Raw genomic sequence first — 26716 nt, forward strand, 5'->3', positions numbered from 1 at the left:
AGGGTTTCGGAGAAGAACTAGAAGTGCTTCTCAACCCAGGTCCGCGCCTCGCGTACCTCTTCATGGATGATGGTATGTCCAGTGTTATTCCAGTATGCCTGGACCTCGGCCCCCTGCTGCTCAAGCAGGTTGATGAGTCTCTGAGTATTCTCAGTGGAAATCAGCATATCGGAGCGGCCAGCAGCCACAAAGATTGGGCGATGCTGCAAGTCCACCTGTGTCTCTGGCTCAAAGGGGAACATAGCATGCGAGAGGTAGGCTCCCGCCAGAGACTCGGGCCTGAGTAGGAGCATACTGGCGACGATATTCGCCCCGTTGGAGAAGCCGACCGCGACCACCTGGTGCGCGTCAAAGGCGTATTCCTCGCTGGCCGCCTGGAGGAAGTCTGCCAGTTCTACAGTCCGCTGCTTCAGGTCATCGATATCAAAGACACCTTCGGCAAAGCGACGGAAGAAGCGCGGCATACCATTCTCCAGTACATTGCCGCGTGGACTCAGCAGCGCGGAGCCAGGGCTGAGCATGCGCCCCAGGTTGAGCAGGTCGTTCTCATCGCCGCCCGTACCATGCAGCAGCAGGAGAGTGGGCTTATTGGCTTCCTGCGCGGGCTGAAAGTGGTGAGTATAGTGTTGTAAAGCGTCTTTTGCCATGGCTTTGCCTCTTTTTAGTTGTCTATTCCGGTGTTGCAGACTTCTCAGCGCCTATGGCGCTTCGCGAAATTTAGGATGTGTGGAATGGGGTTGCGAATGCAACTCCATTCCACATATCTTGACCCATATCTGTCAAGGGGGGGCGTTTGCAACCCTATTCCACACATCCTGACCTGTATCTATCAAAGGATTGCGTTCGCTGCCCCATTCCACATATCTTGACCCATATCTGTCAAGAGATTGCGTTCGCAACTCCATTCCACACATACTGACCCGTATCTGCCAGATGGTTTGATTTCTGTCTTTTTATTTTAGCGGGCTTCGGTGCCGGTCCAGGGAATGGTGAGAGCGGGCAGCGCCTTCTCGAGTGCCGGACGATTGCTCTCCAGCCAGGTAGGGAGCTTGAGGTGCGTTCCCAGTTCGGTCACAGGCTCATCTACTGGGAAACCGGGCTGGTCGGTCGCGATCTCGAAGAGGACCCCGCTGGGCTCTCTAAAGTAGATGGAGTGAAAGTAATTGCGGTCGAGCACCTGAGTGACCTGCATCCCCTCGTCTGTCAAAGCCTGGCGCCACTGGAGCTGCTCTTCATCGTTCGCGGCGCGGAACGCTACGTGGTGAACGCTGCCTACCGCCTCCTGGCCTCGCGCCCGGCCTGGCAGGTCCAGCAGGTCGACGATTGAGGCGTTGCCACTCTGAGCGGCGACGAAGCGCGTACGCTGTCCCTCCTGCTGCTGAAGCTTAAAGCCCATGACCTGGGTCAACAGCTTCGCGCTTGACTCATAGCGTGCGACCGCCAGAGTCACGCCATAGAAGCCACGAATTGCCTGCTCTGCCGGAACCGGACCCTGCTTCCAATAGATCTCTCGCTGCTCAATCCCTGGGGCCGCGACCAACTCAAGTTGCAAGCCATTAGGGTCTTCGAAGGAGAGCACGTGCTCCTCAAAGCGCTGTGCCGGCCCCTCAAAGGCGATATGGTGAGCGCGCAGCCGCTCCTGCCAGTAGTCCAGGGCCTCTGCTGGGATGGCGAAGGAGGTCGTAGCAACCTGGCCTGTGCCACGTCGCCCCCTGGGATATCCGGGCCAGGAGAAGAAGGTCATGATCGTGCCAGGATAGCCAACCTCGTCCCCATAATAGAGGTGGTAGGTCTCCGGAGAATCGAAGTTCACGGTCTTTTTGACAAAGCGTAAGCCAAGCAGGCCAGTGTAAAAGTCCAGGTTACGCTGTGGATCATCGGTGATCGCCGTCACATGATGGATGCCCGAGATAGCGTTTACCATAGTGTATACCTCCAACGGTATGAATAGAGTCTCTTTATTCTTGTGATGCCCTGTGTTGAGCTTACAAGTCAACATCAGAGCCTACTTAAAACAACATATTTATTTACAAAACAATAGTAACTTATTTTTAGTTAGCTGTCAAGTAGGAGTCATTGCTGGGGACCAACGCTGCTCAAGAGTAATAGAAAAAGAGCCGAGACTCAAATCAAAGTCTCGGCTCCAGCGATGTGTAATGGACGCTCTAGTCAAGGGTAAGCGTCTGAGCTGGCGTTATTTCTTGGGCAGATTGACACCAAGGACCTGCTCCAGGCTAGTAACGCGGGTCGCGTTGGCAGGAGCATCGATGGTGACGGGATCATTAAACTTGCTCAGGTCAAGGATAGAGTTCATATTGACCGTGAAATCCTGGGTCGCGGAGTCGCTAAAGAGTTTCCCATCGGCTACCAGGTTAATCTTGAGCTGGGTGCGATGGACATAGTACTGTGACTCATCGATCCAAACGTCCAGGTTCGCCTTTACCGACTTGGTGCCATTAATGACTTTATCGACGTTCTGCTGGCTGACACCAAAGTAGCTGGCAACCTGGGGATTCTGCTTGAGAAGTTGGCGCAGAGCCTCTTTATCCAACTCGGCACCCAGGTGGCGCAGTTGCTGCCCACTTACATTCTCGGTGTGGTAATCCGTGATCTTTGAATTCTGGATCAGGCCAAGCAGGCTATTCTGGTCCAGAGAGACATTGGAGGGTAGAGGCAACTTGCCGGCCTCGGCCTGTAAGTCGCTCTTGCTGATGACATACCACTTCCCATTTACCTGGAGGTAGACGTCATTGCCTTTTACAACCTGTTGCTCAGGGAAGCTCTGCCCCTGTGCACTCGCGGTGTACTGGACTTTGGCGTTATCGGTACCAGCCTGGTCGCCCTCACCATTTACGTTCGCGCTGACGTTCTGAGGCTGAGTAGTTCCATTGCCTGTCGATACCTGTGGTACCTTGACGTCATCGGTCAATTGCAACTTAAAGTGCGAAGACTTGAGCTGCTGCATGGCAGTCGAGCTTTTCTGCACAACCTCCAGGGGTGTGGTACTGGTAGTACCTGTTCCCGTGGAACTCTGGCTACAGGCGCTCAGGAGCAGCATAAGCATGCTCACCAGCGCTAGAGCCATGCCAGAGCGCATCCATAATTGCATCTTCTGTGGCATTATATTTTCACCTCTATTTGCTTAAAGTATCTTGCTTAAAGTACGTAGCATATTGATTGCTTTTAATACTCATAATACGGGGCAAAGGCCCGTTTTAGTTTCAAGGAGAAAAATAGGATATAGCATGCATGTGGACTGGCAGACTTCATCCACCAGTTCACATGCACGCTATATCTCTCCTCTGGAGAAGCCTTCGCGCCTACGGCGCTCAGGGTAAGGGTGTCTGGTGTGAGGCTGGCGGAGCCAGCCTCACACCAGACACCCTTACCCAAGGCGAGCTTGCGAGCCAAAGCGATGCCAAGAAAGATTTTGAAAAGCCTTGCCTGAACATACCTATTCTCTATACATAGGTGCTTATCGATGGTAAGATATATGGTATAGTAAGAAAATTCATTTCTAACAAAAGCATCCTGATAAACGTTACTCCTTTTTGCAACGTTTGCAACAAATTGTGAACTAGTACGTATCTCTACTGTCGAAATATAGGATATAATACTACAAGCAATTGCTCTCTATCCCCAACCAGGCCCAGGATAGGATTTACAAGACATGAAACGAAGATTACCCACACAGCATACACAGCAGAAGCTGCGTTTCAGTTTCCTGGTCATGTTGGCAGTGAGTGCTCTAGTCTTCGCCGCCTTCGGCAATACAAAGAGCGCACTAGCCGATAGCAAACCTGGAGGAAACATTTCTGATCCCGTTGTTCGCGCGGTGGATGTTGCCAAGCCGGCAGTGGTACGTATTATCACTACCCTGACCTCGCATGTAACGGTCCATTTCGCCAGTGGTGACGTGAAATTTCCCCAGGGTGGCGATGGTTATATCGCACAACTCTCGGGTAGTGGCACATTTATTACCTCCAATGGAGATGTGCTGACCGCTGACCACGTTGTCAACCCACCCAAGGATGATTCGCTCGTCCAGTATATTAATAAGCAGGCTGCCAATGACGTCGCGGCATATCTGACCCAAAAGGGAAAAGCGACGACCGCCAGTGACGCGGAACAGCAGCTCGATAGCGGCGCCTTGCGGTCGGACGCAAGTATTGACCAGACGCAGAGCGAGGTCTTTCTAAGCACCGACTATACGGGAAACCTGACAGCATCCAATTTTAATAGCGTGCCCTCCTATATTCATGCCAGTGTCGATAAGATCGAGCAACAGAGTTCGCTGGACCAGCGCGACCTGGCGATTGTGCACGCGAACTTCCAGGACACCCCCAGTGTTCAGCTCGGCAACTCCTCCTCAGTTCAGCAGCAGGACGAGCTAACGATCATTGGCTTCCCCGGCAACGGCGATGTTAGCAACCGTCCAACGGACCTGCTTACCTCCTCCGTTAATAAGATCTCGGTAAGCTCGATCAAGACCACAGATAGTGGGGCACCCGTCATCCAGGTCGGAGGGAATGTCGAGCATGGAGATAGTGGTGGCCCGGCCCTGGATAACAATGGTCGCGTTGTGGGGGTCGTCAGCTTTGGCCTCTCCAGCCCCAATTCGCCAGGCAGCACAACCTTCCTTCAGGCCAGTAGTGGCGCCGCTGATATGGCACAGAGCCTGGGCCTGAATACAGCACCCGGCCCTTTCCAGAAGCTCTGGCAGCAGTCCTTTGACGCTTATACCTCTCAGGATGCGGGCCACTGGCATAAAGCGCAGACGCTCTTTGATCAACTGCAAAGCACCTACCCAAACTTCAAGTCGGTTGAGCAGTACGCGAGCTATGCGCACACACAGGCCAACAGCGAGAGCCAGAATGGTTCAACGCCTAGCAAGTCAGGCAATCAGCTTATCAATACTTCCTCCATTTCCTGGGGACTCATCCTGGCGGTCATTGCAATTCTGGCAATTGTGGCCCTGCTCTTCTTTACCATCTCCGCACGTAGCAGGAATAAGAGGCAGGCGGCAGTTGCAGGTTACCCTGGCAATCCTGGTCAACCAGTCTATCCGAGCCAGCCTGGGGCGTTCGCTAATGGCCACCCAGGTGCCACGCCAGGACCCTTCCCGCCGACGCCTGGCGCGTTTAATACCCCAAGCGGTTATGACGATGGCATGGCGGCCTTTGGCGCACCCGCACGTCCATCGTCGTCTCATCCTGCTCCCTCCCCCATGCCTCCACAGCCGAGCTTTGGGGGCCAGCCGTCGCCATTTATGGCACAGCCTGGACCTACGCCCCTGGCGACGCCATATCCAAATAATCCTCCAGTGACGACACAGATCTGGCCCTGTGGGCACGCCAACCGCCCCGAGGCACGTTTCTGTAGCATTTGTGGTGAATCTGCCCCCCAGCCACCCATAGTGCGACGTCCAGTCGAACAGTAACCACCCTAACAAAACAGAAGGAGCGCCAGGCGAGATTGCCTGGCGCTCCTTTTTGGAGTGCAGGAAAAGCATAGTGAATAGAGGGGTCATGCAGATTGAGAGTCTTATTTCAGGCAGAATTCAGGAGAGAGGTGTATCTCTTCAGGTAGATAATCGTTGATGTAATTGTAATAGGCGTGATAGCAACCTGTCTCTACAGACAAGGTCGTATAGATTGAATAACACCCAGATCACTATCCAGATTCATAACAGGGAGGTTCCATGACCAGCAGCAGAACCATGCCAGATACACGATATAGTAATCCCCCTAAAGAGCCGGAACCTGTACGCACGTCCCGCGCCCTGGCGTTGTTGCCGCTACGCCTCTTTCTGGGTGTCACTTTTCTGTATGCAGGTATGCAAAAACTGACCGATCCAAACTTCTTGCGGCCAGGAAATCCAGACTTCATCGGCCAGCAGATTCTCACGTTCGCACAAACATCGCCACTGAGTGTATTGTTGCTCCAGGTAGCGGAGCCACACGCGATTCTCTCTGGCCAGGTCATCGCCTATGGTGAGCTGGCGCTTGGCCTGGGCGTCCTGCTGGGGCTCCTACTGCGGCCAGCTTCCTTCTTTGGTTTGCTGCTCAACATTTTACTCTGGCTCAGCGCCTCCTGGAGTGTCTACCCCTACTTCTATGGCTCTGACGTCGTCTTTGCCTGCTGCTGGCTCGTGCTCCTGCTCAACGGTCCACACGGTACCGGTCTGCCAACGCTTGATGAGACCTTCTTTACACCGTTGCTCGCGCGTCATATGGCGCGGAGGAGAGGGTTGGCAGCGCGCACATTCTCTCTCTTGCTGGGCCTCCCACTTGCGCCAGCCCTGACTAGAACAGCATATTCACGGGTGAACACGATAACCAGGCGAGGCTTCCTCTGGGGAGCCCTGGCGGGTGGCATAAGTGTGGCTGTCATGGCGACTCTGGGCAATCTGCTCCAGGCGGGACGCCAGGCGAATGTTCCCATTGCCAACCAGGTGACACCTACTGTTAGCACGCCCCCTGGCAGTACGGCGACGGCAACCAGTGTTGGGAGTCCTTCTAATGGGGCAATTGCACGTGTAAGCGATGTGCAGCCTAATAGCGCGCTTCCCTTCATTGACGCGGGAAGTGGGCAGAATGCCTTATTAATTCATCTCGATAGTAATCATTTTGTGGCCTATAGTGCGCGCTGCACTCATGCAGGCTGTACCGTTAGCTACGATAGTGATAGTAAGCTGATCATCTGTCCCTGTCACGGCGCCAGTTATGATCCCGCTAAGCAGGCCGAGGTCGTTCGTCCGCCGGCCCGTCGCCCTCTTGCCTCGATTCCCATTCATGTTGATAGCGCTACCGGCGAGATCCTACCCGGCTAAAGCTAGCCATAATGTTTCAATGTTTCACGTGAAACATTGAAGAAGCGAGAAAAAAAGGTTGGGCCTCTGAACTAGAGACTCAACCTTTTTTCTCGCTTTTTGTTTTACGCACCCATGACGTTGTAGCCGGCGTCGACGTAGAGCGTCTCACCGGTGATGGCACGGGCCAGGTTGCTGGAGAGGAAGAGGGCGGTATCGCCAACCTCGCTCTGCTCGATGTTGCGGCGCAGAGGCGCGATCTCGGCCACGTGGTTGCGGAAACCGGTCAGGCCAGAGACGCCACGCGCGGCCAGTGTATTGAGTGGACCAGCCGAGATGGTGTTGACGCGAATGTTGTGCTCGCCCAGCTCATAGGCCAGGTAGCGCGTGCTGCACTCCAGCGCGGCCTTGGCCACGGCCATGACATTATACTTGGGCATGACACGCTGGCTGGCCATGTAGGTCAGGCTGGTGATGCTGCCACCATTCTGCTGCATCAATGGCACGGCGCGCTTGGCCATAGCGACCAGGGAGTAGGCGCTGATATCCAGCGCGGTATGGAAGCCCTCACGCGTGGTCTGGACAAAGGGATTCTCCAGTTCAGAGGGAGGCGCGAAGGCCACGGCATGAATCAGGATATCCAGGCTGCCACCGAAGACCTCTCCGGCTTTAGCAAAAGCGCTATCTAGCTCCTCATCGCTCTGCACATCGCAGGGAATAACCTCGGTACCGGGAATCTTGGCCGCCAGCTCACGCACATATTTCTCCATGCGCTCCTGATACGTAAATACCAGCTGCGCACCCTCGCTAGCCAGCGACTGTGCTATGGCCCAGGCAATCGAACGATGGTTAGCGACGCCGAAAATCAGCGCCTTCTTTCCTTCCAATAGAGGCATATGCTCTATCTCCTCTCGCAAATAGCTATCTAACCCCATGTGCAACTTTTTGGTGTCACACCTCGCGCCTACGGCGCTCGCCGGGGTAGTGGGTGTGGTGCTGTTGGGCAGCCTGCAGCTGCCCAACAGCACCACACCCACTACCCAAATAACGTGTACATCGGGTTAGCTAGAACCAAATCTTTATAAGTTCTTGCAGCGATGTGACACGCCTGGTGTAACAGTAACGCTGTCAAGTAGAGGGGGTGTATTAGCGTGTGGCGGGAAAGCCATAGCTCATCCAGCCGTGCATGCCGTGCGCCAGATTGTAGACCTTCTGGAAGCCCAGGAGGCGCGCGATCTCGGAGGCCGAGGCACTGCGACGACCAGAGGCACACACAAAAATGACATCTTCATCCTTGGGGAGATTCTGTTCTGCCAGCGCCTTGCCAAAGGCGTAGATGCCATCTATGGGAACCAGGGTAGCCTGGGTGATGTGGCCGCCATTCCACTCATCCAATTGACGCACATCAATGACATGCGCACCTGCTTCGATCAAGAGTTTGGCCTCTTCAGCGTCAATCTCGCTATAGGGAAGTTGCTCTTCCTCGTCGTACATAGTTGATCACTCCTTAAGGCTCCCAACCATCCAGGACGGCTTGAGCCATGTTTTACAGCCAATGTGCAACAGCATTGAGTTGGGGGACGACGCTACTAAAGTACGCGTCTACATATGGGGGCCTTATATGTAGACGCGCACTTTAGTAGCGTCGGGCAGCCACAGTGCTACACTTTACCGTTCTCAAACTCTTCCAACCAGACCTTTCCCATGAGGGTGGGAGAGATAATATATTCATCGCCAACGAATGCCATCGTTAACAGTCCCTGATCCTCCATCTCGCGAAAGTCATCTGTTACCAGATACTGGTCGCGCAACAGGCGTGAGACATCGCTCTCAGGCAACTGTTTCCAGGTTTGCAACACACGTAAGACCGCCGCATAACGCGGCCTGTTATCGTCTACAGCTCGCATAAACCTTCACAAGCTCCCTCATCGTTTTCTCTGGCATCCTTGCACAGCGTACGCAACGGCATTAACATGCCTCCACATGCGCACTGCTCACAGTGTAACAAATCCGCCTGTACTGAGCAAGTCGGTATTACAAGTCTATGATCGGTATGCCCGCGTCCTAAGTCGGTATTACAAGTCTATGTTCAATATGCCCGCGTCCTAAGTCTATATTCTAGCCTATATTCGCTTGAACGACAGCATGATATACTGTAGCCGTCAGCACGTAGAAGCAGCAGAAACGCAAGCGTTCTTGTGAACTATAGAAGGAGAACATGGTATGGTGCTTGATCCCTCCCAGTCCGCGCACACGATACGCGCGGATACAGTGATTCGCAATATTGGTCAACTGGTAACAGTGGCTCAGAGTCCACTTCCCGGCGCCAGTGGTCCCCTTCAGGTGATTGATCACGCGCTGGTGAGTATTAGTCAGGGGCGTATCACCTGGATTGGGCGTGAGGGCGAGGAGGAGCCGCAATTTCAATCCACCACCACAGAAGAAGATATCGCCATCATTGATGCCGAAGGTGCGGTCATCACGCCTGGTTTTGTAGATTCCCACACGCACCTCGTCTTCGCGGGCGACCGTGCCCAGGAGTTTCACCTACGGCGTGCCGGGACCAACTATGGCGAACTCCTCGCGCGTGGTCAGGGCATTTTAACTACCATGAACGCCACCCGCTCTGCCGACGAAGAGACGCTATTAGGCCTGGCGCAGGAGCGCCTGCGCAGCCTGAGTGGATATGGCACCACAACCGTCGAGATCAAGACCGGCTATGGCCTGAATCCAGAGTCTGAAGAGCAGTGCCTTCACATCATCAATAAACTGAACGCCACAGACACAAACACCTTGCCCGCATTGAAAGAAGTCCGCGTCTTACCAACCTTTCTAGGCGCACACAGCGTTCCCCCCGAGTACCGCGAGCGACGCGAGGCATATATAGAACTTGTCATAGAGGAGATGCTGCCCCGCTTCGTGGGACTCGCCCGCTTCTGCGACGTCTTCTGCGAGCGCGAAGCCTTCACCCTCGACGAGAGCCGGCGTATCCTCACACGCGCTAAAGAGTTGGGCTACCTGCTCAAACTGCATGCTGATCAGCTCAGCCCCTCAGGTGGCTCGCGCCTCGCTGCAGAACTAGGCGCGGTCTCCGCCGACCATCTCGACTATGCCAGCGACAAGGACCTGGACGCTATGCGTGAGGCCGGAGTCGTCGCTACCCTTCTGCCGGGCTGCTCCTATACGCTGCGCTCGCCTTATCCCACAGCGCGCCGCTTCCTCGATCACGGCCTGCACGTGGCCCTGGCGACCGACTTCAATCCCGGCACCTCCTACTGCGAGAACATGCAAATGATCCTGGGTCTGGCCATGTCCTCCATGGGTATGTCGTTGGAGGAGGCGCTTACGGCAGCCACCATTAATGGCGCGCGCGCCCTCGCCCTGCAAGACGAGATTGGCAGCATCGAGGTCGGCAAACAGTGCGAACTCGCCCTCTGGTCCATCCAGGATTACCACGAGATCGGCTACCACTTCGGCACCAACCTCGTGCGCACCACCCTTGTGAAACGCCAGTAACGAGAATATTTCACGTGAAACGTTCTCGTTGTGACATGATGTTTCACGTGAAACGTTGCAGACTGAATATTTGTTGAAGGAACAGAGCCTTGGGAAATCGAGCGAATTATGTATTGATTGAGCAGGGGCAAAAGCAGATCTTCTTTTCGCGTTGGGGTGCACTAACCATTCCTGCCGTGTTGTTGTCGGGTCCGGAGGAGACGTTGAAGTACATTCGTGAACTTGAGTCTGACGACGCCCTTATGACCAATGTCTTCGCTGAGGGCGGCATTCTCTATAATGCCGATGAGCGCCGGGTTCTTTTCTGGGGTGGAGAGAGCACTGCAGCCTATCCTTATCTGCGTCGTCTACTTTTGAAATTGCTGCCGATACTCTGGCAGGGATGGTCCATTGATTGGGCTATGTATGGTGTGGCCGATCTGGCAGATGCCCTTGGTTGGGATGTCTGGGAGGTGCTCAAAGATATGTCGGATGACACAGCTTTCTTGACGGGAAGCGGGCCTGTAATCGAGACACTACATAGTCAGCAAGAGACTGATATGCTCATAAGCGTACGTTCCAGAACTGGTGAGGTCCGAGATTATCGCGTCTCGTCCGACGAGAATTTTGACGATTCTCTCTATTACCTGGCTCGTCCATATCTACTACTCTCCCACGGCCCAGAGCTGCTATCGTTATTAGCTACCCACTCTACCGCTCCTCTTCCTAAAGAAGGTAGAAACCAGGAGCCTGACAGCGGTGCGTTCATCGATGAGGAGACACATGCGCTCTGGGTATGACATCATGAAATCCTTGATCCCCGCTATCAGGAATCGCTAGCTCGCCGCTGGCCAGGCTGGCAGGTAAAGGGGCATGTGGATGGCCTGGTTCGTCACGTTGCCCTTACAGGAAGAGACATTACAGATCTTATGTATCCCGAGCAGCAGGCTATTGAGGAAATGATCAGCGAGCTAACAGCACGCAAGGGCATCGATCCAATACAGCTCGCCCACAAGATACAAGACACGCTGCCTGCGAAAGACCTGGAAGGCATGCAATTTGGCATGGGCTTTTTCAAGGCTGACGCACCACCACTGACCTCCCAGGAGCGGTGCAAGATCCTGGAAAACCTGCTATCACAAGTGAGCGATCATACGGCCAATGTAAGGAAATGATTATGATATGTCTAACTCATTAACCTGATCCAAAGGAGAGCATACACAAGTAGCATGGGACTTACGTTTCACGTGAAACATTGTGAAACGTCGGTCGCAATGTGGATATTGAGGGGATGACGCTGCCAATGCTGTTTTAAAACATTAACCCAAAAATGTACTACCCAACCGACGCTTAAGGTACGCGTCTACATATGGGCATGACATGTAGACGCGTACCTTAAGCGTCGGCTCACCACCGATCCCTGGCATGCCACGATATGTAGACGCGTGCTTTAGCAGCGTCGGTTAGCAAACGAACTCTCAGAAAGACAAAATATTAATGAGATTGAGTGAATTTCAAGCGAACTATAGCCTACATGATGCCCTGTCACCTAAGCAATGTTTCACGTGAAACATAAGAGAACAGTCTCGCGACTCTTATAAAACCATGGTCGCTACTGACATAGGGTTGTCACTCCGTTCATCTATACTTCCCGTGTTGGAACACAATACTGGATGAAATCGAAGAAAGGAACGTCTCTATGAATCGTAGTCAGCGTCTCGCCAAAGCCCAGGAATTTACCTGGTTGCATGCCCGGCTCCTTGAGCGCAATCTGTTTGCCTACCTCTTCGCCAATGGCGGCAAGGAGCCTGTACTCGCTGCTCTCCACGCTTACCAGAATGAGGACGGGGGCTTTGGTAACGCGCTAGAACCAGATAAGCGCTGCCCCACCAGTCAACCTCAGGATGTCGAGTTCGCCCTGCACATTCTAGATGCCATCAATGCTATGGATGATCGCATGGTTACACGGGCCTGTGATTACCTGGCTACTATTACTACCTCCGAGGGCGGCGTACCGTTCGCCCTGCCATCAGTCAATGCCTATCCCCATGCCCCCTGGTGGACGGTCGGCGAAAACCCGCCTGCCTCGCTCAATCCTACCGCGGCACTGGTGGGCCTGCTACTCAAGCATGGCGTTCAGCATCCCTGGATCGAGACCGCTTCCGCGTTCTGCTGGCGAGAAATTGAGGCACTGGATTCAACCGAGTTTCACACATTGATGCCAGTTATCACATTCCTTGAATATACTCCAGATCGTGGACGCGCCGAGCACGAGCTACAGCGTATCGCCACTCGCCTCGCACAGCCCGGAGTCATTGAACTCGATCCCCATGCCCAGGGTTATGTACAGAAGCCGCTGGACTGGGCACCGAACCCCCACAGCTTTTGCCGCCGCCTCTTCACCAACGATATCATTGAGAAGCACCTGGCTGCTTTCGCTGAGCGCCAACGCGAGGATGGTGGCTGGCCTATCGCCTGGGATCCTATTAGCTCGACGGTTGAGAGTGAATGGCGGGGGCGCGTTACCATAGAGGCTCTCCGCACCCTGGATGCATACGAAAACGTTAGCTCACATTGATGCCCTTCAGGATATCGGGCGGCAGGCAAGACCCAGTGCTACTTGCATACTCATATACTGTTGAGCTGTTTATGGCAGACAATGTTTCACGTGAAACATTGTCTGCCATAGGATATTTACCTGATTGCTTTCTTGAAGGAGATGTGAGTATACTGAAAGCGTCTTACAAGGAGGTACTTTTTTTCATGACTTTCGCAACATGGTGGCGGAGAGATTCCTTACCCGATCTCTCGCCTCTCCCAACATTCTCCGCTCGTATCTCAACAGATATAGAAGAAATTGCACGCCTTACCAATCACTCTCCACAGGTCATTATCACCCGCTTGCAGACGGGCAATCGATCTTATCTAGCTTTTATGGGTGATACGCTAGTCGCCTATGGTTGGGTGGCGACGCAAGAGGGAAGTATTTCCGATCTTCAGTTGTCCTTCGCCATAACCCCTGAAAATTGCTACCTCTATAGTTTTCTCACTCTTCCAGAGTGGCGTGGTCGTGGCATCTATCCTCGCCTGCTCCAGGCTATCATTCGCCAGGAAGAGCAGATGCAGCGCTTTTGGATTGGCTACCTGCCCAACAATGTAGCATCGGGGCGCGGTATCGAGAAAGCAGGCTTTCACGTTGTGAGCGATCTCGTTGTTTCCCAGGGTCACGTCTCTGGCATCACGCTTTTCGAGTCGAGTGAGCAAGCCCGGGCGAGCGCCGATTTCTTCCATCTCCCCGTGGTAACTGAAGCGCAAAAAGTCTGTTCTGACAATTGATCACAATTTTTCTACCATATTAACATGGTCAACATCGGTTCTCCTGTTTCACGTGAAACATTGTGAAGAGGTGAATCCCAACGAGCGCTACTTACACGGCAGAGGGATGTTTCACGTGAAACATCCCTCTGCCGTGTAAGTATACATGCATTTACGAGCAGGCTTACTTCTGCTATCATCTAAGGAGAACATAGATTTTTACAAAGGCAGACTGGCAATGAGGCCGGAAAGGATTATCTTCTATGACGAAGCATAAGACCAGGCAGAAACACACTACAATGAAAAATAATCAGTCACTTATGGCGCAGGCCACTCCTCTTTCTTCAGTGGATATTGTTCATATTACTGGCGAGGCCCTTACTCCCTCTGAGGTCATAGGAGTGGCGCGCCGCGCCATGCCTGTGCAACTTGAAGACACGGCTATCGTACGCATTCAGGCTGCGCGCGACGTTGTTGATGCAGCGGCGACTGAGGGGCGCAAAGTCTACGGTGTGACCACCGGCTTTGGCCACCTGAGCAGCGTGCGCATTCCCCAGGATCAGCTTGTTCAGCTTCAGCATAACCTGCTGCGCAGTCACGCGGCTGGCGTGGGCGAGCCGTTGAGTGAAGATGTGACACGGGCCATGGCCCTGCTACTCGCCGCCAGTCTCGCGCGCGGCAACTCTGGTGTGCGCGTCGAGGTTGTGCAGCAGTTGCTGGCACTGCTTAATCATGGCATTACGCCGGTCGTGCCATCGCGCGGCTCGGTGGGTGCAAGTGGTGACCTGGCCCCCCTCGCGCACCTGGCCCTGGTCTTGATCGGTGAGGGCGAGGCGCTCTATAAAGGAGAGAAAATTTCCGGCGCTGAGGCCCTGCGCCAGGCTGGCCTTCAACCACTGGTGCTTCAGGCAAAAGAAGGACTGGCCCTGATCAATGGCACACACCTGATGGAGGCTATCGCCATTCTGGCCCTAGATGATGCGCGCACGCTGGTCGAGAGCGCGGAAGTGGCCTGCGCGATGAGCATTGAGGCATTGATGGGTAGCCATGTACCGCTAGACCCACGCATCCATCGCCGCCGTGGCCAGTATGGCCAGCAGGTGACGGCGACACGCCTGCGCCAGTTGCTGCATGATAGCGAGATTCGCCAGAGCCATGAGCATTGTCCGCGCGTACAGGACCCCTACACCTTGCGTTGTGCGCCACAGGTCATTGGTGCGGTACGCGACGCATTAGACTACTGTCAGCAGATCTTTGAGCGCGAGCTAAACGCCGTCACCGACAATCCCTTGATCTTCCCCGAGGATGGAGACATCCTGAGTGGAGGCAACTTCCACGGTCAGCCCCTGGCCCTGGCCCTCGATACCCTGGCCATTGCCCTGACCCAACTTGTCAGTTTCTCTGAGCGCCGCGTCTATAATCTGATGGGTCCTCATGAGTGGGATACCAATGGCGCGCCCCTCTTCCTCACACCCAATCCAGGCCTCAACTCGGGCTTTATGATTGTACAGTACGCGGCGGCAGCCCTGGTCAATGAGATCAAGATTCTGGCCCATCCCGCCAGCATCGATTCTATACCCACCTCGGCTGGTATGGAGGACTTTGTGAGCATGGGTGTGACCAGCGCTCATAAACTCCTGCGCCTGCTCGAACTGGCGCGCCAGGTGATCGCGATTGAGCTACTCAGCGCGGCCCAGATGCTGGAGTTCCGTCTCCCACTCAAGCCGGGCGCAGGCGTTCAACAGGCCTATGACCATGTGCGTCGCTATGTCGCCAAACTTGAGGAAGATCGCGTGATGGCCCCCGATATCGCCATCATCGCTCAAGCTTTGCAAGAAGGCGTCTTTGCTTTCCCCGTAGAGGGCTAAGCTTTTTCATCAAAGAGAGGCGATGTTTCACGTGAAACATCGCCTCTCTTTTTATTTCAATGTTTCACGTGAAACATTTAGTGGCGAACGCTGCCGCCATTGACTGGCAAGATCTGGCCGGTGATATAGGCAGCGGCGGGCGAGGCGAGGAAGAGGGCCACGCCTACGATGTCTTCTGCTTCACCCCAGCGCTTTAAGGGAATAGACTCTTTGACACGCTGGTAGAATGCGGGACTGGCCTGCTCTTTAGCCCACGTGTTCTCGATCCAGCCAGGGGCAATACAGTTGACGCGGATATCTGGAGCATACTCGACCGCCAGGCAACGGGTAAGGGAGATAACCGCGCCCTTGCTCATGGCGTAGAGCTGGTTGGTGAGGCCAGCCGCACCTGAGAGCGCTCCATCCCAGCCTATGTTGATAATACAGCCTCCGGGTCGCATATATGGCCTTACCTCACGACAACACGTCCATGTCCCCTGGACATCCACGCGCATCATGCGTTCAAAGCGCTGGATCTCGTTTAAGCCTCCAGCCTCCACAGAGTTAGCGCTGGCTCCGGCATTGTTGATCCAGACATCGATCTCGCCCAGGCGCTTCGCCGCCTCTTTGACTAAACCCGTTGCCTGGTCGCTATCGCTAATATCTGCCTGGAGCGCATCCGCCAGGCCTCCGCTGTCTTGTAGCTCGCGCACGACCTCCTCGGCCTGCTCCCGGCTTTTTCCATAATGTATCAATACCCTGGCACCTTCGCGCCCAAAACCCAGGGCCATGACACGTCCAATCCCGCGTCCCCCACCGGTTATCACAACATTCTTCCCCTGTATGCCCGTCATAGCCACACTCCTTTTTATTAGTAAATGTTTCACGTGAAACATCAGGGCTTTCTCCGCTGGAAATTATGGAGATTGGTTCTTACAAACGCGGGGCGAACCTACTTCTGTCGCCTCATAGATCTACTTGTCGCTTATGCAGCGTATGTGCTACACTCATAGGGATGGTATCACCAATGAAGATGGTACCGCTCCTTAACAGGATGAAGCGCCATGTGTTGCGCGTATGAAGGGAGTATATCTTATGGTTACCCATGATCTCTCTGTGGACCTTTCCACCACGTCTTTGAATCAGGAAGAACAACAAGCTACTCTGCGCGAACTGCGCAGTCAGCTTATTAAATATTATCGCCCTCTCTTGCAGGATGGGCCAGGACCTATTCGTATTATGGCACGGATAGTCACAGAACTGGAAAAGGCCTGCCGCCAGCACAATATCTCAGAAGAGGTGATCATATCTGAGATTGTCAATCGCACGATTGGCGATATCAATGTGCGCTTGATTACCGAGTGCGAGGGTGAGCCAGGCGGTTCGCGTGACTATCGCCTCCTGGCCGATGAGCTGGGCGTGGCCCTGCCAGGAGAGAAGCTGGTCTCTGGCTATACCGCCAGCGGCTCGACCTATCTCTGGCTGCGCGAGCAGATGCTAGAGTGCGAGCACCTCCTGTTGCAACAGGGCTTTGATCTGCGTATCTATGATATCTATGGTGTTGGTAATCCCGTGCTCCGCTCCTGGCTGGCACACGAGATGGCTACCCTCTGGAACCTGCCTGTTACATATGAACATATTCTCCCCAGCCTGGGCGCAATGGATGGCATCGATAAAACCCTGCGCGGCCTGACCCTCCACTTTCAGCAACACAACATGGAAGACATCGGCATTCTCTTCCCTGAGCCGGGCTTTGGTGTCCCCGAATGGCAGGCACGCACCTATGGCTATACCCTACATCGCTTCCAGACAGCAGAGGAGCATCACTTCAAACTAACTGGCTCCCAGCTCGACGCCTTGTTACAGGAGCATGAAGATATTCGCGTTGTCTACTTGGCCATCAGTAATAATCCTACGGCCTTCTCTTTTACGGCCGCCGAGCTACGCTCGCTCTATGATGTATTGCATCGCTACTGGCAGAATGGGCGCGAGATCCTGGTTCTGGCCGACCTGGCCTATATCGGCACTAGTCAGCCAGAGTTAGACCGGGAGCGCATGTCTGCCTTCCAGGACACGGATATTCTCCAGCACACACTCTTTGTTAGCAGCCTCTCAAAGACCAGTACGCTAACCGGCGAGCGCTTTGGCTGGGTCACCTGCGCGAATCCAGCTATCGCCAACACCATTGCCGCTAGTTGGACGAATGGCATGGCCTCCCTTCCCGGCGAGTGGCAACTGCGCTTCATGGCCTATTATCGTCTCCTACAGGAACGCCCCTGGCTAATGGAGAAGTTGCGCGCCTTCTATCGTCTGCGCCGCCAGCGTTTCATTGAGCAGCTACGCCAGATCAATACCCAGCAACCCCTCTTCGCCGAGATTTATGTCGATGATGACACCACCGTCTATAACTGGAGTAAGCTTGCTCCCGGAGAAGATGCCTTCTCGCTCTTTGAGAAGACAGGCATCGCGGGCGTGCCTGGTTCAGGTTTTGGCTATACCGATGCCTACATTCGCTTCTCAATCGGCTTTCTTCCTGTGCCAGCAGTAGACTCAACAAACTCGACAGGCACTAAAGACTCATCTACATCCGATGCCACGTTGAACAACGTGAGCACACCAAATATTCCTACTTGATATCAGTTGTCCTAAATGGTACTCTGTAGAGGGCTATGAACTTTTCAAAGTTCTTGCCAGGGGAGCAGGGAGGCTGGCTGACAAGGCTCTAGCCAGAGCAGGTTGTGCCACCTGTCATTTACCACCTTCCATACTTCCCAGGATATAACTTCCATTAACTTGCACACAATGCGTTGGATCAGGTAAGTTCCTCATCCTGGGTGTGCGGGGCAAACCAAGACAAGCATACTGGCGTTTCTTTTTGGATGCACTGTCGCATCGCCCCTTGTTAATGATGACATGGTACTACATGCAGTTAAAACCCGGTTGTCACGATCAGTACTATGTGTTATGACAGGAGTCCATGATGGACGGATTGTAGCCCTGTCATAGCCATACCTACTTTTATTCGTACACACACACTCAGTCGTTGCAGCTATCTCTGCACGCTGAAAAAAACCGGTTCGCTCTGCTCGTTAGTACACTCGTAACCGTTCAGATGAAAAAGGAGAAATTAGGATATGACTCTTCGTGTAGGTATCAACGGTTTTGGACGCATTGGTCGCCAGTCTATGAAAGCCATGCTGGAACGCCACCCCGAGGACATTGAGGTCGTTGCGATTAACGACCTGACCGATACCTCAACCAACGCCCACCTGCTTAAGTATGACTCCACCTATGGTCGTTTCCCTGGCACCGTCGAGGCCACAGAGGACTCGCTGATCGTCAATGGTCATAAGATTCAAGTTATTTCTCAGCGTGACCCAGCCCAGATTCCCTGGAGTGATCTCGGCGTGCAGGTTGTAATTGAGTCCACTGGCTTCTTCACCGATGCCGAGAAGGCCGCCGCTCACCTGCGCGGTGGCGCCAAGAAAGTGATCATCTCGGCTCCCGCCAAGGGCGAGGACCTGACGATGGTGCTAGGCGTGAACGAGAACACATACGATCCTGCCAAACACCATATTATCTCCAACGCCTCCTGCACCACCAACTGTCTCGCGCCAGCCGCCAAAGTGCTCAATGATACCTTCGGTATCGAGCGCGGTATGATGAACACCATTCACTCATACACCAATGACCAGCGCATCCTTGACCAGGTTCACAAGGACCTGCGCCGCGCGCGTGCCGCCGCTGCCAATATCATTCCAACCACGACTGGTGCCGCCCGCGCCCTGGCCCTGGTCATTCCAGAGCTAAAGGGTCGCTTCGATGGCATGTCCCTACGCGTTCCCACCATCACCGTCTCTGTCGTTGACTTCGTGGCAACCACGCAGAAGCCTCTGAGCAAAGAGGCCGTCAATAACGCCTTCAAGGAGGCCGCCGCTGGCGCACTCAAGGGCATCCTCGATTACACCGATGAGCCCCTGGTCTCCAGCGACTTCCGTGGCAACCCTCACTCCTCCATTATTGATGGAGAATCAACGATGGTGCTTGGTGATAATATGGTCAAGGTCGTCTCCTGGTACGACAATGAGTGGGGCTACTCCTGCCGCGTCGCGGACCTGGCGAACTTCATCGGTCAAAAGGGCTTCTAGCCCATGAACAAGAAGACGATTCGTGATATTGATGTCACTGGTAAGCGAGTCCTGGTGCGCGTTGATTTCAACGTGCCTCTGGACGAGAACCAGCGCATCGCCGACGATATCCGTATCACCGCCGCGCTGCCGACGCTGCGCTTCCTGCTTGAACATGGCGCGTCGCTGATTCTGATGTCGCACCTGGGCCGCCCCAAAGGGAAGGTTGTAGAGTCCATGCGCTTACGCCCGGTGGCTCAGCGCTTGAGCGAGCTACTCCAGCAGCCAGTGAAGACCACGTCGGATTGCGTTGGCGCCGAGGCACTCTCCGAGGCCCAGGCCCTGCAACCCGGAGAGGTGCTCTTGCTGGAAAACCTGCGCTTCCATAAGGAAGAGGAGGAGAACGATCCAGCCTTCGCGCGCCAGCTGGCAGAACTGGGTGATCTCTACATCAACGACGCCTTTGGCACCGCGCATCGCGCCCACGCTTCAACCGAGGGCGTGACGCACTACCTACCTGGTGTCGCTGGCTTTCTGATGGAGAAAGAACTCAATTATCTTGGCTCTACGCTGGAGAACCCGCGCCACCCCTTTAAAGCCATTGTGGGTGGGGCCAAAGTCTCCGACAAGATCGCGGTCCTGGAACGCCTCATCGCCATCGCCGATGGCATCCTGATCGGCGGCGGCATGGCGAACACCTTCCTCAAGGCCCAGGGCCTGGAGATTGGTGAATCGCTCGTCGAGGACAGCAAGTTGGATGTGGCACGTGACCTTATGCGTAAGGCCAGCGAGCGGGGCATCGAGTTTCTCCTACCGGGCGATGTCGTGATCGCAGATCGTTTCGCACCCGATGCCGATGCAAAGGTTGTGGCGAGCCAGGAGGTTCCCACAGACTGGCGCATCCTCGACATTGGACCCGCGACTATCGAGCAGTTTGCGCAGGCCCTGGCCTCGGCGCAGACAATCATCTTCAATGGTACCCTCGGTGTGGCTGAGATGCCCGCCTTCGCAAAGGGCACCAATGCCGTGGTTGAGATCCTGGGCCGTCGTACCGCCGAGGGTGCCACAACCATCATTGGTGGTGGCGACTCCGCCGCAGCGGTCGAGCAGGCCGGGGCCGCGCAGAAGATGTCACACGTCTCCACGGGTGGGGGCGCCTCCCTCGAATTCCTCGAAGGTAAGACCCTCCCAGGCGTGGCAGCCTTGCAAGATCGCTAGTCCAGTGTTTATGATAATAGAGTCGGATCATATGTGTGATCCGACTCTATTCGTGTGACAATTATTAGAATTGCTTATACAAAGAGGTATAAATTATATGACTGCATCCTCAACTGGCCGTACCGCCATTATTGCGGGCAACTGGAAGATGAATTATGGGCCGCGAGAAGCCGCGAAATTTGTACAGGAGATCCAGCCAGCCCTGGTGGAGGCTCTTCAAGCCCCTGGCTCACCGCTGTGTATCCTCTGTCCACCCGCCATCTCCCTAGCAGCAGTACGCGCCGTGCTAGATATTCCCGATGCCACTAGCTCGCCCCAGATAGAGCTTGGCGCCCAGAATATGTACTTTGAGGAGAAAGGGGCCTTCACAGGCGAACTCTCTCCCAATATGGTACATGAGCTTTGCACGACCGTCATTCTCGGCCACTCCGAACGCCGTACATATTTTGGTGAGACCGATGAACTGGTAAACAAAAAGACCCTGGCCGCGCTACGCCATGGACTCAGGCCCATCGTGTGCATCGGCGAGAATGAGCAGCAGCACGAGAGCGGTGAGACGGCCCACATCATTACCACCCAGATACGGGCAAGCCTGGCTAATCTCACGCCCGAGCAGGCTCGTGAGATCGTGATTGCCTATGAACCCATCTGGGCCATTGGCACAGGCAAGGCCGCGACCGGCGAGATCGCCAACAACGTTATTCGCCAGATTCGCCAGGAGTACCAGGCGCTCTATGGGGCCGGGGTCGCCTCAGTGGTACGCATCCTCTACGGCGGCAGCGTGACCTCGGACAATATCGCCGAATTCATGGCCTATCCAGACATCGATGGCGCCCTCGTCGGTGGAGCCAGCCTCAAACCCGACTTTATCAATATCGTCCGCAACAGTCGCCAGATCCGTCACTAAAATAGCAATCAACTTATCGATCAGAATGCAGTCAGGCTCGTCACTGGGAGGACGAGCCTGACTGCATTCTTTTGGGGACGGCACTCTACACACATGTTCTCTCATATGCTAAGATGGTTATATCGTCAAGAACGGGTAAAAGATCACGAAAATAGGCATCATACAGAGGTCATACATGGTACAGGCACACTCTTCTCCCCTGCTCAGCACGCCTGCCTTCGCGCCAGAACATCTCGTGGGCGATCTGGAGCAACTTGCGCTCATACTTACCCAGAGCCTGGATGCAGTACAGACGAAAAGCTGGGCGCGCCCAACCGAGAAACATGGGGCAGGCTGGACAATGCATGAAACGCTGGCCCATGTCACAGCCACAGCGGAACTGTATTTGCAGACCATAGAAAAAGCACTCACTGGTGAGCGCTTTACTCGCGTCAATGTGACGCGCCGTTATGAACTGCCTGCCTTGCAAAAAGAAGATATCTCGGCGAGGCATCACCTTCCACCCACCCAGCTACTTGAGCAGCTCGCTCAAGCGCTTCGTCAGACCGCCCAGCTCATCCCTATGCTCTCAAACGTCGACCTGATGCGTCCAACGGCTATTGCCTTTTTTGATCGCCCACCCACCATTATTGAACTCATCGGTACTCAACTGGTCCATCCAGCCATTACTCATGCTCAGCAGCTTACGGCGGCGGCGGGCAGACCTCCACTCTGGAACACCTATGTGCCTGACTTCTTGCAGCGTAACCTCACGCGTTTATTCCAGATGCTCACCTTTCTGTATTGGCGTGAACGCGAGCGCGACCTTCACGCTACCGTCAACTACGACATCCAGGGACCCGCTGGCGGCCAGTGGACCCTTACGCTCACACCACAGGGAGCATACGCCGATAAAGGCCATGTAGAGCGTCCTACGCTCACCATCTGGCATCCTGGTGCTGAAGCCATGTGCTCCTGCTTTACAAAAGAGTCCAGCCTGCGGCGCGCGCTTGTGTTGGGACGTATGAGATTTCGCGGCGATCTGCGCCTGGTGCAGCGCCTCTATGATTTATTTGAACCTGCCTGATAGAAGAAGAGCGTTTTCCAGGCTATGTACCCCTGGCATACATATATCTGCTTGATAGGTGCGTAGAGCCTCCACCGTCTCGACTCCCACAGTCACCTGAGAAGCCTTATGCAGTCTTCCACCCAGCAACACGACCTCAACCGTTGAATGCTCGCTCAGTTCAACGGCAATTGGCGGGCTATTTGTTACTACCGTGGCCCGTAGATCACGCGGCAGGTAGCGCGCTACCTGTAGTGTCGTGGTTCCCCCATCCATGACAATCACCTGTCCACCCCTTACCAGCCTGGCCGCGGATCTTTTTTGCGCGATCTCCTCTTCCTGGTGTTTGATATAATCCATATATCTATAGCGTCAAACATAGGTGGCCATATACAAATGGATAGGAAAGATTCGCGTGATTTCAACAGACCAGACGACTCCAAACACCAGACGTACTCCCTCTTCGTTCGCCCTACATATCGCAATCGCCTTCTTCCTGATTTTGCTCATTGGGGCAAACGACGGTGCTTTTGGCGTACTGCTCCCTCATGTGCGCATACACTATGCGCTCAATAATTCTGTAGTCAGCCTGATCTTTCTATTTAGTACCCTGGGCTATCTCAGCGCGGCCTTTAGCAATGGCCTGATTATCGAGAAGATAGGCAAAGAGCGCGCATTAATGACCGGGGCAGGACTGCTTATCCTGGGCGCAGTGCTTATCAGTCTACAACCATTTTTCTTCTTGCTCTTACCCTGTGTCCTGATTCTTGGCTTTGGCATCGCCATGCTTGACGCGGGCCTTAACACCTTCATCGCCAGCCTTCCGCGTAGCTCGGCCCTGCTCAACTACTTCCACGCCTTCTATGGCATCGGGGCCTGGCTGGGACCTCTCACGGCGACAGGTCTCTTCGCGCTCAGGCAAAACTGGAATGTGATCTATATGCTGTGGGCTGGTGCAGGACTCCTTGGCATACTCTGCCTCTGGCTCATCTTGAGACGTACCCCCATTACGGCCCCCGTCGAGGGGACAAACGAAGAGGGGCAGGGCAATGTACTTGTTCAGGCGCTTAAACTGCGTGTCGTCTGGTTTGCAGCTCTCTTTCTACTCTTCTATGTCGGCGCGGAGGTCACCCTGGGCGCCTGGAGCTATAGCTTTCTAACCGAGGAGCGCCATGGAGATGTCGTGCTTATGGGCACCCTTGTCAGTGGCTACTGGTTTGGCTTAACTGCTGGTCGCGTTGCGCTGGCTCACCTGATACAGCGCCTGGGTGCAAAACGTGTGATCCTGATCTGCCTCGGAGGCTTTGTCGGTAGTTTGCTGCTGGTCTGGCTTATCCCCTCGGCGATATACGCAGCCATTGGACTCTTCGTGGCGGGCTTTAGCCTGGGGCCAATGTTCCCCACCACCATCTCTATCATGTCAGATCTTGTGCCCTCACGTCTCCTGGCCAGCAGCATTGGTTTTCTGGCCAGCCTGGGCAGTATGGGAGCCGCACTCTTCCCCTGGCTCACAGGGAATATCGCGCAACTTCTTGGACTCTGGGCACTGCTTCCCTTTGTCATTCTCCTGGCACTACTCATGATTGTCTTCTGGCTGTTTCTACACTCCTCAGCGCCTGCGGCGCTTCACATAAAGTAAAGTATGCCCAGCCTTCCTGCTGGGCATACCGTAGTAAGGTGTTCTCGACGCTTTGCAGGGTTATGATATAGCTTAATGATATATCTTCTTTTTCTCTCCCAAATAAAAAGTAGCAAGATACTTTTTATTTGGGAGAGAAAATTATTATTCTGCATCATGGCCCTCGGTGATCTCGCCGAGCATGAGGCGTTCAGCGAGGATATCGGCGCTCTCGCGTAGCAACCTACGGCGCCTCAGCCAGTCTCTAATGGTTACACTGACCAGGAGAACTCCCAGGGGAAAGAGGAAAATGATGGCGAACGTGGCGATTCCCTGGCTGGCTCCATAAATCACAAGCAGATCAGTCGACCAACCCAGGCAGAGAAGCGCAAGCACGCCCTTTGTGATAAGACTGGGTAGGCCCAACGTGCGCGGCACCTGGCCCTGGGCCGAGGCAAAGAGAAAGGCGCGCTCCTGTAGTCTACGCTCCTCAATATCTATCGCGGCAATAGGTGACTTGCCTATCCGATAGTTACGCACACCGTTATAAATGCCCCAGATCAGCAATCCCATGAGAAGGAGGAGGAAGAGTAATACAACCAGAGGCTGCTGAGTAAAGAGCGCGCGTAACGTGGTCAGTGAGCAGAGGAAGAGTGTCGCGCAAAAAAGTATCATTGCCCGCAGGGCACGCCGCCTTTGCGCGGCGCGCTCCTTTGCGATCTCTTCACGTAAAAACTCGGCTTCAGGATTGCGTTTCACATGCATAGTTTGCCATTCCTTTGGACGGGACTTCTCGCCACATTGTGGCTCACGTGGATATGGAACGCAGTGATGAGTCGTAACGATAGGTCAGACCTGGGCCAAGACAAGCAGAGACACGCCGCATATTCCTGACGACGTGTCTCTGCCTCTTATCGTTTTAGTGATTGGGGAACAATGCTTACCACGTAGATACGGCCACATGGCATTGTGGATTACTATAATTAGCTACCATTTGCTACGCGATGCACCTGTTAGTAACAAAACCCGGCAGGCAGGCAGGCAAACAAGCGACTAATCCAGGTAATCCTTCAGCTTGCGGCTGCGGCTTGGATGGCGCAATTTGCGCAGCGCCTTGGCCTCGATCTGACGAATGCGCTCGCGCGTGACATGAAACTCCTTACCGACCTCTTCGAGGGTACGGCTACGCCCGTCGTCGAGACCAAAGCGCAGCTGCAAGACCTTGCGCTCGCGCTCAGTCAGGCTATCGAGTACATCCTCCACCTGCTCTTTCAACAGCTGGTGGCTCGCGGCGTCCGCGGGGGCAAGTGCCGTATGATCCTCGATAAAGTCGCCGAGGTGGCTATCGTCTTCCTCGCCGATGGGAGTTTCCAGGCTTACTGGCTCCTGGCTGACCTTAATGATCTCGCGCACCTTCTCTGCACTGATCTCCATCTGAGCGGCGATCTCTTCCGAGGTTGGTTCGCGACCAAGATCTTGCAACAGGCGGCGGCTAATGCGGATCAGGCGGTTGATCGTCTCCACCATGTGAACGGGAATACGGATCGTGCGAGCCTGGTCTGCAATAGCGCGAGTAATAGCCTGGCGAATCCACCAGGTCGCGTAGGTGCTAAACTTAAACCCTTTGTTATAATCGAACTTCTCAACCGCACGAATCAGGCCGATATTGCCCTCCTGGATGAGGTCCAGCAGGTTCATACCGCGCCCAATGTACTTTTTCGCCACGCTTACGACCAGGCGCAGATTGGCCTCTGTCAGGCGTTTCTGTGCCTCTTCACCCTCAGAGATATAGCGATAGTTTGGCGCGGGCTTGAGGCGCTCAGCCTTTCCTCGCTCCATCAATTGAGCCAGGCGAATCTCTTCATTGGCTGTCAACAGGGGTACACGCCCGATCTCGCGCAGATACATACGCACGGGATCATCCAGGCTGCTTTCCAGGTCGGCCACAGCGATACCGAAACCATCCTGTAAATCCTCCCACTTGGGATCAGCCAGGACCTCGGCGTCTACATCGTTCATTTCCTCAGGGCTGGGCTCCCAGTCTGCTGGCGGCTCTTTGTTTGGGTCCAGGGCGTCCATAGACTCTTCGTCCTGTAATTTAAACAGATCGAAAGACTCACCCTCCGCGCCCAGAGCCGCACTTGAGGCATTTCCAGTCGCTTCTTGATGAGCACGACCAATGGCTTCAATATCAAAGACACTTTCCGTATCGTTTAAAAGAGTCTCATTAAAGGTTTCCATTTCAAAAACATTCCCCAATGACCCCGTGCTCACATGCCCACTTTGTACTCGATCCATAACTTCTTGTTCCCGATTCACCATTCTGGCATCCC

24 protein-coding genes are annotated in these 26716 nt (G+C 54.4%); 14 read left to right on the top strand and 10 right to left on the bottom strand.

Annotated features, from left to right (window positions below):
* Positions 1-17 precede the first annotated feature (17 nt).
* From JMJ04_RS09275 to JMJ04_RS09285, 3 genes are all read right to left on the bottom strand, one after another.
* A complete protein-coding gene (locus JMJ04_RS09275; RefSeq protein WP_201370246.1) occupies positions 18-647 on the bottom strand; it encodes an alpha/beta hydrolase in 630 nt (209 codons plus the stop codon).
* A 311-nt stretch (positions 648-958) separates the two neighbouring features.
* Entirely contained in the window at positions 959-1924 is a 966-nt protein-coding gene (locus JMJ04_RS09280; RefSeq protein ID WP_236037971.1) for a ring-cleaving dioxygenase, read from the bottom strand.
* A gap of 270 nt (positions 1925-2194) precedes the next feature.
* Positions 2195-3121, bottom strand: a complete 927-nt coding sequence (locus JMJ04_RS09285; RefSeq protein WP_201370248.1) for a LolA-like protein — start codon at positions 3119-3121, stop codon at positions 2195-2197.
* A 549-nt stretch (positions 3122-3670) separates the two neighbouring features.
* Between JMJ04_RS09285 and JMJ04_RS09290 the strand changes: the two genes are divergently transcribed.
* The gene (locus JMJ04_RS09290) at positions 3671-5440 is read left to right on the top strand and encodes a trypsin-like peptidase domain-containing protein (protein WP_201370249.1); all 1770 of its coding nucleotides are present in this window, start codon (positions 3671-3673) and stop codon (positions 5438-5440) included.
* Positions 5441-5701: 261 nt separating this feature from the next.
* On the top strand, positions 5702-6832 hold the full coding sequence (locus JMJ04_RS09295; RefSeq protein WP_201370250.1) for a QcrA and Rieske domain-containing protein: 1131 nt from the start codon (positions 5702-5704) through the stop codon (positions 6830-6832).
* A 104-nt stretch (positions 6833-6936) separates the two neighbouring features.
* On the opposite strand, the gene JMJ04_RS09300 is transcribed toward JMJ04_RS09295, so the two are convergent.
* From JMJ04_RS09300 to JMJ04_RS09310, 3 genes are all read right to left on the bottom strand, one after another.
* Entirely contained in the window at positions 6937-7707 is a 771-nt protein-coding gene (locus tag JMJ04_RS09300; protein WP_201370251.1) for an enoyl-ACP reductase FabI, read from the bottom strand.
* Between the two features lie 250 nt (positions 7708-7957).
* Complete coding sequence (locus JMJ04_RS09305; RefSeq protein ID WP_201370252.1) at positions 7958-8305, bottom strand: rhodanese-like domain-containing protein; 348 nt, start codon at positions 8303-8305, stop codon at positions 7958-7960.
* Positions 8306-8472: 167 nt separating this feature from the next.
* A complete protein-coding gene (locus JMJ04_RS09310; RefSeq protein WP_007913175.1) occupies positions 8473-8718 on the bottom strand; it encodes a hypothetical protein in 246 nt (81 codons plus the stop codon).
* A gap of 316 nt (positions 8719-9034) precedes the next feature.
* Between JMJ04_RS09310 and hutI the strand changes: the two genes are divergently transcribed.
* The 6 genes from hutI (at position 9035) to hutH (ending at position 15489) form a co-directional block, all read left to right on the top strand.
* Complete coding sequence (gene hutI / locus JMJ04_RS09315) at positions 9035-10327, top strand: imidazolonepropionase (RefSeq protein ID WP_201370253.1); 1293 nt, start codon at positions 9035-9037, stop codon at positions 10325-10327.
* A gap of 89 nt (positions 10328-10416) precedes the next feature.
* On the top strand, positions 10417-11106 hold the full coding sequence (locus JMJ04_RS09320) for a hypothetical protein (RefSeq protein ID WP_201370254.1): 690 nt from the start codon (positions 10417-10419) through the stop codon (positions 11104-11106).
* Positions 11107-11181: 75 nt separating this feature from the next.
* Complete coding sequence (locus JMJ04_RS09325; protein WP_201370255.1) at positions 11182-11481, top strand: hypothetical protein; 300 nt, start codon at positions 11182-11184, stop codon at positions 11479-11481.
* Between the two features lie 524 nt (positions 11482-12005).
* Positions 12006-12884: a hypothetical protein gene (locus JMJ04_RS09330; protein WP_201370256.1), complete on the top strand. Its 879-nt coding sequence runs from the start codon at positions 12006-12008 to the stop codon at positions 12882-12884.
* A 185-nt stretch (positions 12885-13069) separates the two neighbouring features.
* Positions 13070-13642 carry a GNAT family N-acetyltransferase gene (locus JMJ04_RS09335; protein WP_201370257.1) on the top strand — a complete coding sequence of 191 codons (573 nt, stop codon included), beginning with the start codon at positions 13070-13072 and terminating at the stop codon, positions 13640-13642.
* Between the two features lie 299 nt (positions 13643-13941).
* Complete coding sequence (gene hutH, locus JMJ04_RS09340; protein WP_420799479.1) at positions 13942-15489, top strand: histidine ammonia-lyase; 1548 nt, start codon at positions 13942-13944, stop codon at positions 15487-15489.
* A gap of 77 nt (positions 15490-15566) precedes the next feature.
* Here hutH and JMJ04_RS09345 read toward each other — a convergent pair whose 3' ends face one another.
* The gene (locus JMJ04_RS09345) at positions 15567-16322 is read right to left on the bottom strand and encodes an SDR family NAD(P)-dependent oxidoreductase (protein WP_201370259.1); all 756 of its coding nucleotides are present in this window, start codon (positions 16320-16322) and stop codon (positions 15567-15569) included.
* A gap of 241 nt (positions 16323-16563) precedes the next feature.
* Between JMJ04_RS09345 and JMJ04_RS09350 the strand changes: the two genes are divergently transcribed.
* From JMJ04_RS09350 to JMJ04_RS09370, 5 genes are all read left to right on the top strand, one after another.
* Positions 16564-18102: a pyridoxal phosphate-dependent aminotransferase gene (locus JMJ04_RS09350; protein ID WP_201370260.1), complete on the top strand. Its 1539-nt coding sequence runs from the start codon at positions 16564-16566 to the stop codon at positions 18100-18102.
* A 500-nt stretch (positions 18103-18602) separates the two neighbouring features.
* Positions 18603-19616, top strand: a complete 1014-nt coding sequence (gene gap, locus JMJ04_RS09355) for a type I glyceraldehyde-3-phosphate dehydrogenase (protein WP_201370261.1) — start codon at positions 18603-18605, stop codon at positions 19614-19616.
* 3 nt (positions 19617-19619) lie between these two features.
* The gene (locus JMJ04_RS09360) at positions 19620-20813 is read left to right on the top strand and encodes a phosphoglycerate kinase (RefSeq protein WP_201370262.1); all 1194 of its coding nucleotides are present in this window, start codon (positions 19620-19622) and stop codon (positions 20811-20813) included.
* A gap of 97 nt (positions 20814-20910) precedes the next feature.
* Positions 20911-21720, top strand: coding sequence for a triose-phosphate isomerase (gene tpiA / locus JMJ04_RS09365; RefSeq protein ID WP_201370263.1), 810 nt, complete (start codon positions 20911-20913; stop codon positions 21718-21720).
* Positions 21721-21895: 175 nt separating this feature from the next.
* The gene (locus tag JMJ04_RS09370; protein WP_201370264.1) at positions 21896-22786 is read left to right on the top strand and encodes a maleylpyruvate isomerase N-terminal domain-containing protein; all 891 of its coding nucleotides are present in this window, start codon (positions 21896-21898) and stop codon (positions 22784-22786) included.
* On the opposite strand, the gene JMJ04_RS09375 is transcribed toward JMJ04_RS09370, so the two are convergent.
* A complete protein-coding gene (locus tag JMJ04_RS09375; RefSeq protein WP_236037972.1) occupies positions 22769-23125 on the bottom strand; it encodes a DeoR/GlpR family DNA-binding transcription regulator in 357 nt (118 codons plus the stop codon). The genes JMJ04_RS09370 and JMJ04_RS09375 overlap by 18 nt on opposite strands.
* Before the next feature lie 55 nt (positions 23126-23180).
* On the opposite strand from JMJ04_RS09375, the gene JMJ04_RS09380 reads away from it, so the two are divergent.
* Complete coding sequence (locus JMJ04_RS09380) at positions 23181-24404, top strand: MFS transporter (RefSeq protein ID WP_201370265.1); 1224 nt, start codon at positions 23181-23183, stop codon at positions 24402-24404.
* 144 nt (positions 24405-24548) lie between these two features.
* Here the strand turns inward: JMJ04_RS09380 and JMJ04_RS09385 are convergent, their stop codons facing one another.
* Positions 24549-25148 (bottom strand): hypothetical protein, encoded by a 600-nt coding sequence (locus tag JMJ04_RS09385; protein ID WP_201370266.1) that lies wholly within the window; start codon positions 25146-25148, stop codon positions 24549-24551.
* Positions 25149-25436: 288 nt separating this feature from the next.
* Positions 25437-26681, bottom strand: coding sequence for an RNA polymerase sigma factor RpoD (rpoD, locus tag JMJ04_RS09390; RefSeq protein ID WP_307811660.1), 1245 nt, complete (start codon positions 26679-26681; stop codon positions 25437-25439).
* Positions 26682-26716: the final 35 nt, after the last annotated feature.

This window comes from Ktedonobacter robiniae, from assembly GCF_016587375.1.
GTDB lineage: Bacteria > Chloroflexota > Ktedonobacteria > Ktedonobacterales > Ktedonobacteraceae > Ktedonobacter > Ktedonobacter robiniae.

What these genes read in the sequence shown, in the direction of transcription:
- JMJ04_RS09275 (WP_201370246.1), bottom strand. Translation starts at nt 647, where the DNA reads ATGGCAAAAGACGCTTTACAACACTATACTCACCACTTTCAGCCCGCG.
- JMJ04_RS09280 (WP_236037971.1), bottom strand. Translation starts at nt 1,924, where the DNA reads ATGGTAAACGCTATCTCGGGCATCCATCATGTGACGGCGATCACCGAT.
- JMJ04_RS09285 (WP_201370248.1), bottom strand. Translation starts at nt 3,121, where the DNA reads ATGCCACAGAAGATGCAATTATGGATGCGCTCTGGCATGGCTCTAGCG.
- JMJ04_RS09290 (WP_201370249.1), top strand. Translation starts at nt 3,671, where the DNA reads ATGAAACGAAGATTACCCACACAGCATACACAGCAGAAGCTGCGTTTC.
- JMJ04_RS09295 (WP_201370250.1), top strand. Translation starts at nt 5,702, where the DNA reads ATGACCAGCAGCAGAACCATGCCAGATACACGATATAGTAATCCCCCT.
- JMJ04_RS09300 (WP_201370251.1), bottom strand. Translation starts at nt 7,707, where the DNA reads ATGCCTCTATTGGAAGGAAAGAAGGCGCTGATTTTCGGCGTCGCTAAC.
- JMJ04_RS09305 (WP_201370252.1), bottom strand. Translation starts at nt 8,305, where the DNA reads ATGTACGACGAGGAAGAGCAACTTCCCTATAGCGAGATTGACGCTGAA.
- JMJ04_RS09310 (WP_007913175.1), bottom strand. Translation starts at nt 8,718, where the DNA reads ATGCGAGCTGTAGACGATAACAGGCCGCGTTATGCGGCGGTCTTACGT.
- hutI (WP_201370253.1), top strand. Translation starts at nt 9,035, where the DNA reads ATGGTGCTTGATCCCTCCCAGTCCGCGCACACGATACGCGCGGATACA.
- JMJ04_RS09330 (WP_201370256.1), top strand. Translation starts at nt 12,006, where the DNA reads ATGAATCGTAGTCAGCGTCTCGCCAAAGCCCAGGAATTTACCTGGTTG.
- JMJ04_RS09335 (WP_201370257.1), top strand. Translation starts at nt 13,070, where the DNA reads ATGACTTTCGCAACATGGTGGCGGAGAGATTCCTTACCCGATCTCTCG.
- hutH (WP_420799479.1), top strand. Translation starts at nt 13,942, where the DNA reads ATGGCGCAGGCCACTCCTCTTTCTTCAGTGGATATTGTTCATATTACT.
- JMJ04_RS09345 (WP_201370259.1), bottom strand. Translation starts at nt 16,322, where the DNA reads ATGACGGGCATACAGGGGAAGAATGTTGTGATAACCGGTGGGGGACGC.
- JMJ04_RS09350 (WP_201370260.1), top strand. Translation starts at nt 16,564, where the DNA reads ATGGTTACCCATGATCTCTCTGTGGACCTTTCCACCACGTCTTTGAAT.
- gap (WP_201370261.1), top strand. Translation starts at nt 18,603, where the DNA reads ATGACTCTTCGTGTAGGTATCAACGGTTTTGGACGCATTGGTCGCCAG.
- JMJ04_RS09360 (WP_201370262.1), top strand. Translation starts at nt 19,620, where the DNA reads ATGAACAAGAAGACGATTCGTGATATTGATGTCACTGGTAAGCGAGTC.
- tpiA (WP_201370263.1), top strand. Translation starts at nt 20,911, where the DNA reads ATGACTGCATCCTCAACTGGCCGTACCGCCATTATTGCGGGCAACTGG.
- JMJ04_RS09370 (WP_201370264.1), top strand. Translation starts at nt 21,896, where the DNA reads ATGGTACAGGCACACTCTTCTCCCCTGCTCAGCACGCCTGCCTTCGCG.
- JMJ04_RS09375 (WP_236037972.1), bottom strand. Translation starts at nt 23,125, where the DNA reads ATGGATTATATCAAACACCAGGAAGAGGAGATCGCGCAAAAAAGATCC.
- JMJ04_RS09385 (WP_201370266.1), bottom strand. Translation starts at nt 25,148, where the DNA reads ATGCATGTGAAACGCAATCCTGAAGCCGAGTTTTTACGTGAAGAGATC.
- rpoD (WP_307811660.1), bottom strand. Translation starts at nt 26,681, where the DNA reads ATGGATCGAGTACAAAGTGGGCATGTGAGCACGGGGTCATTGGGGAAT.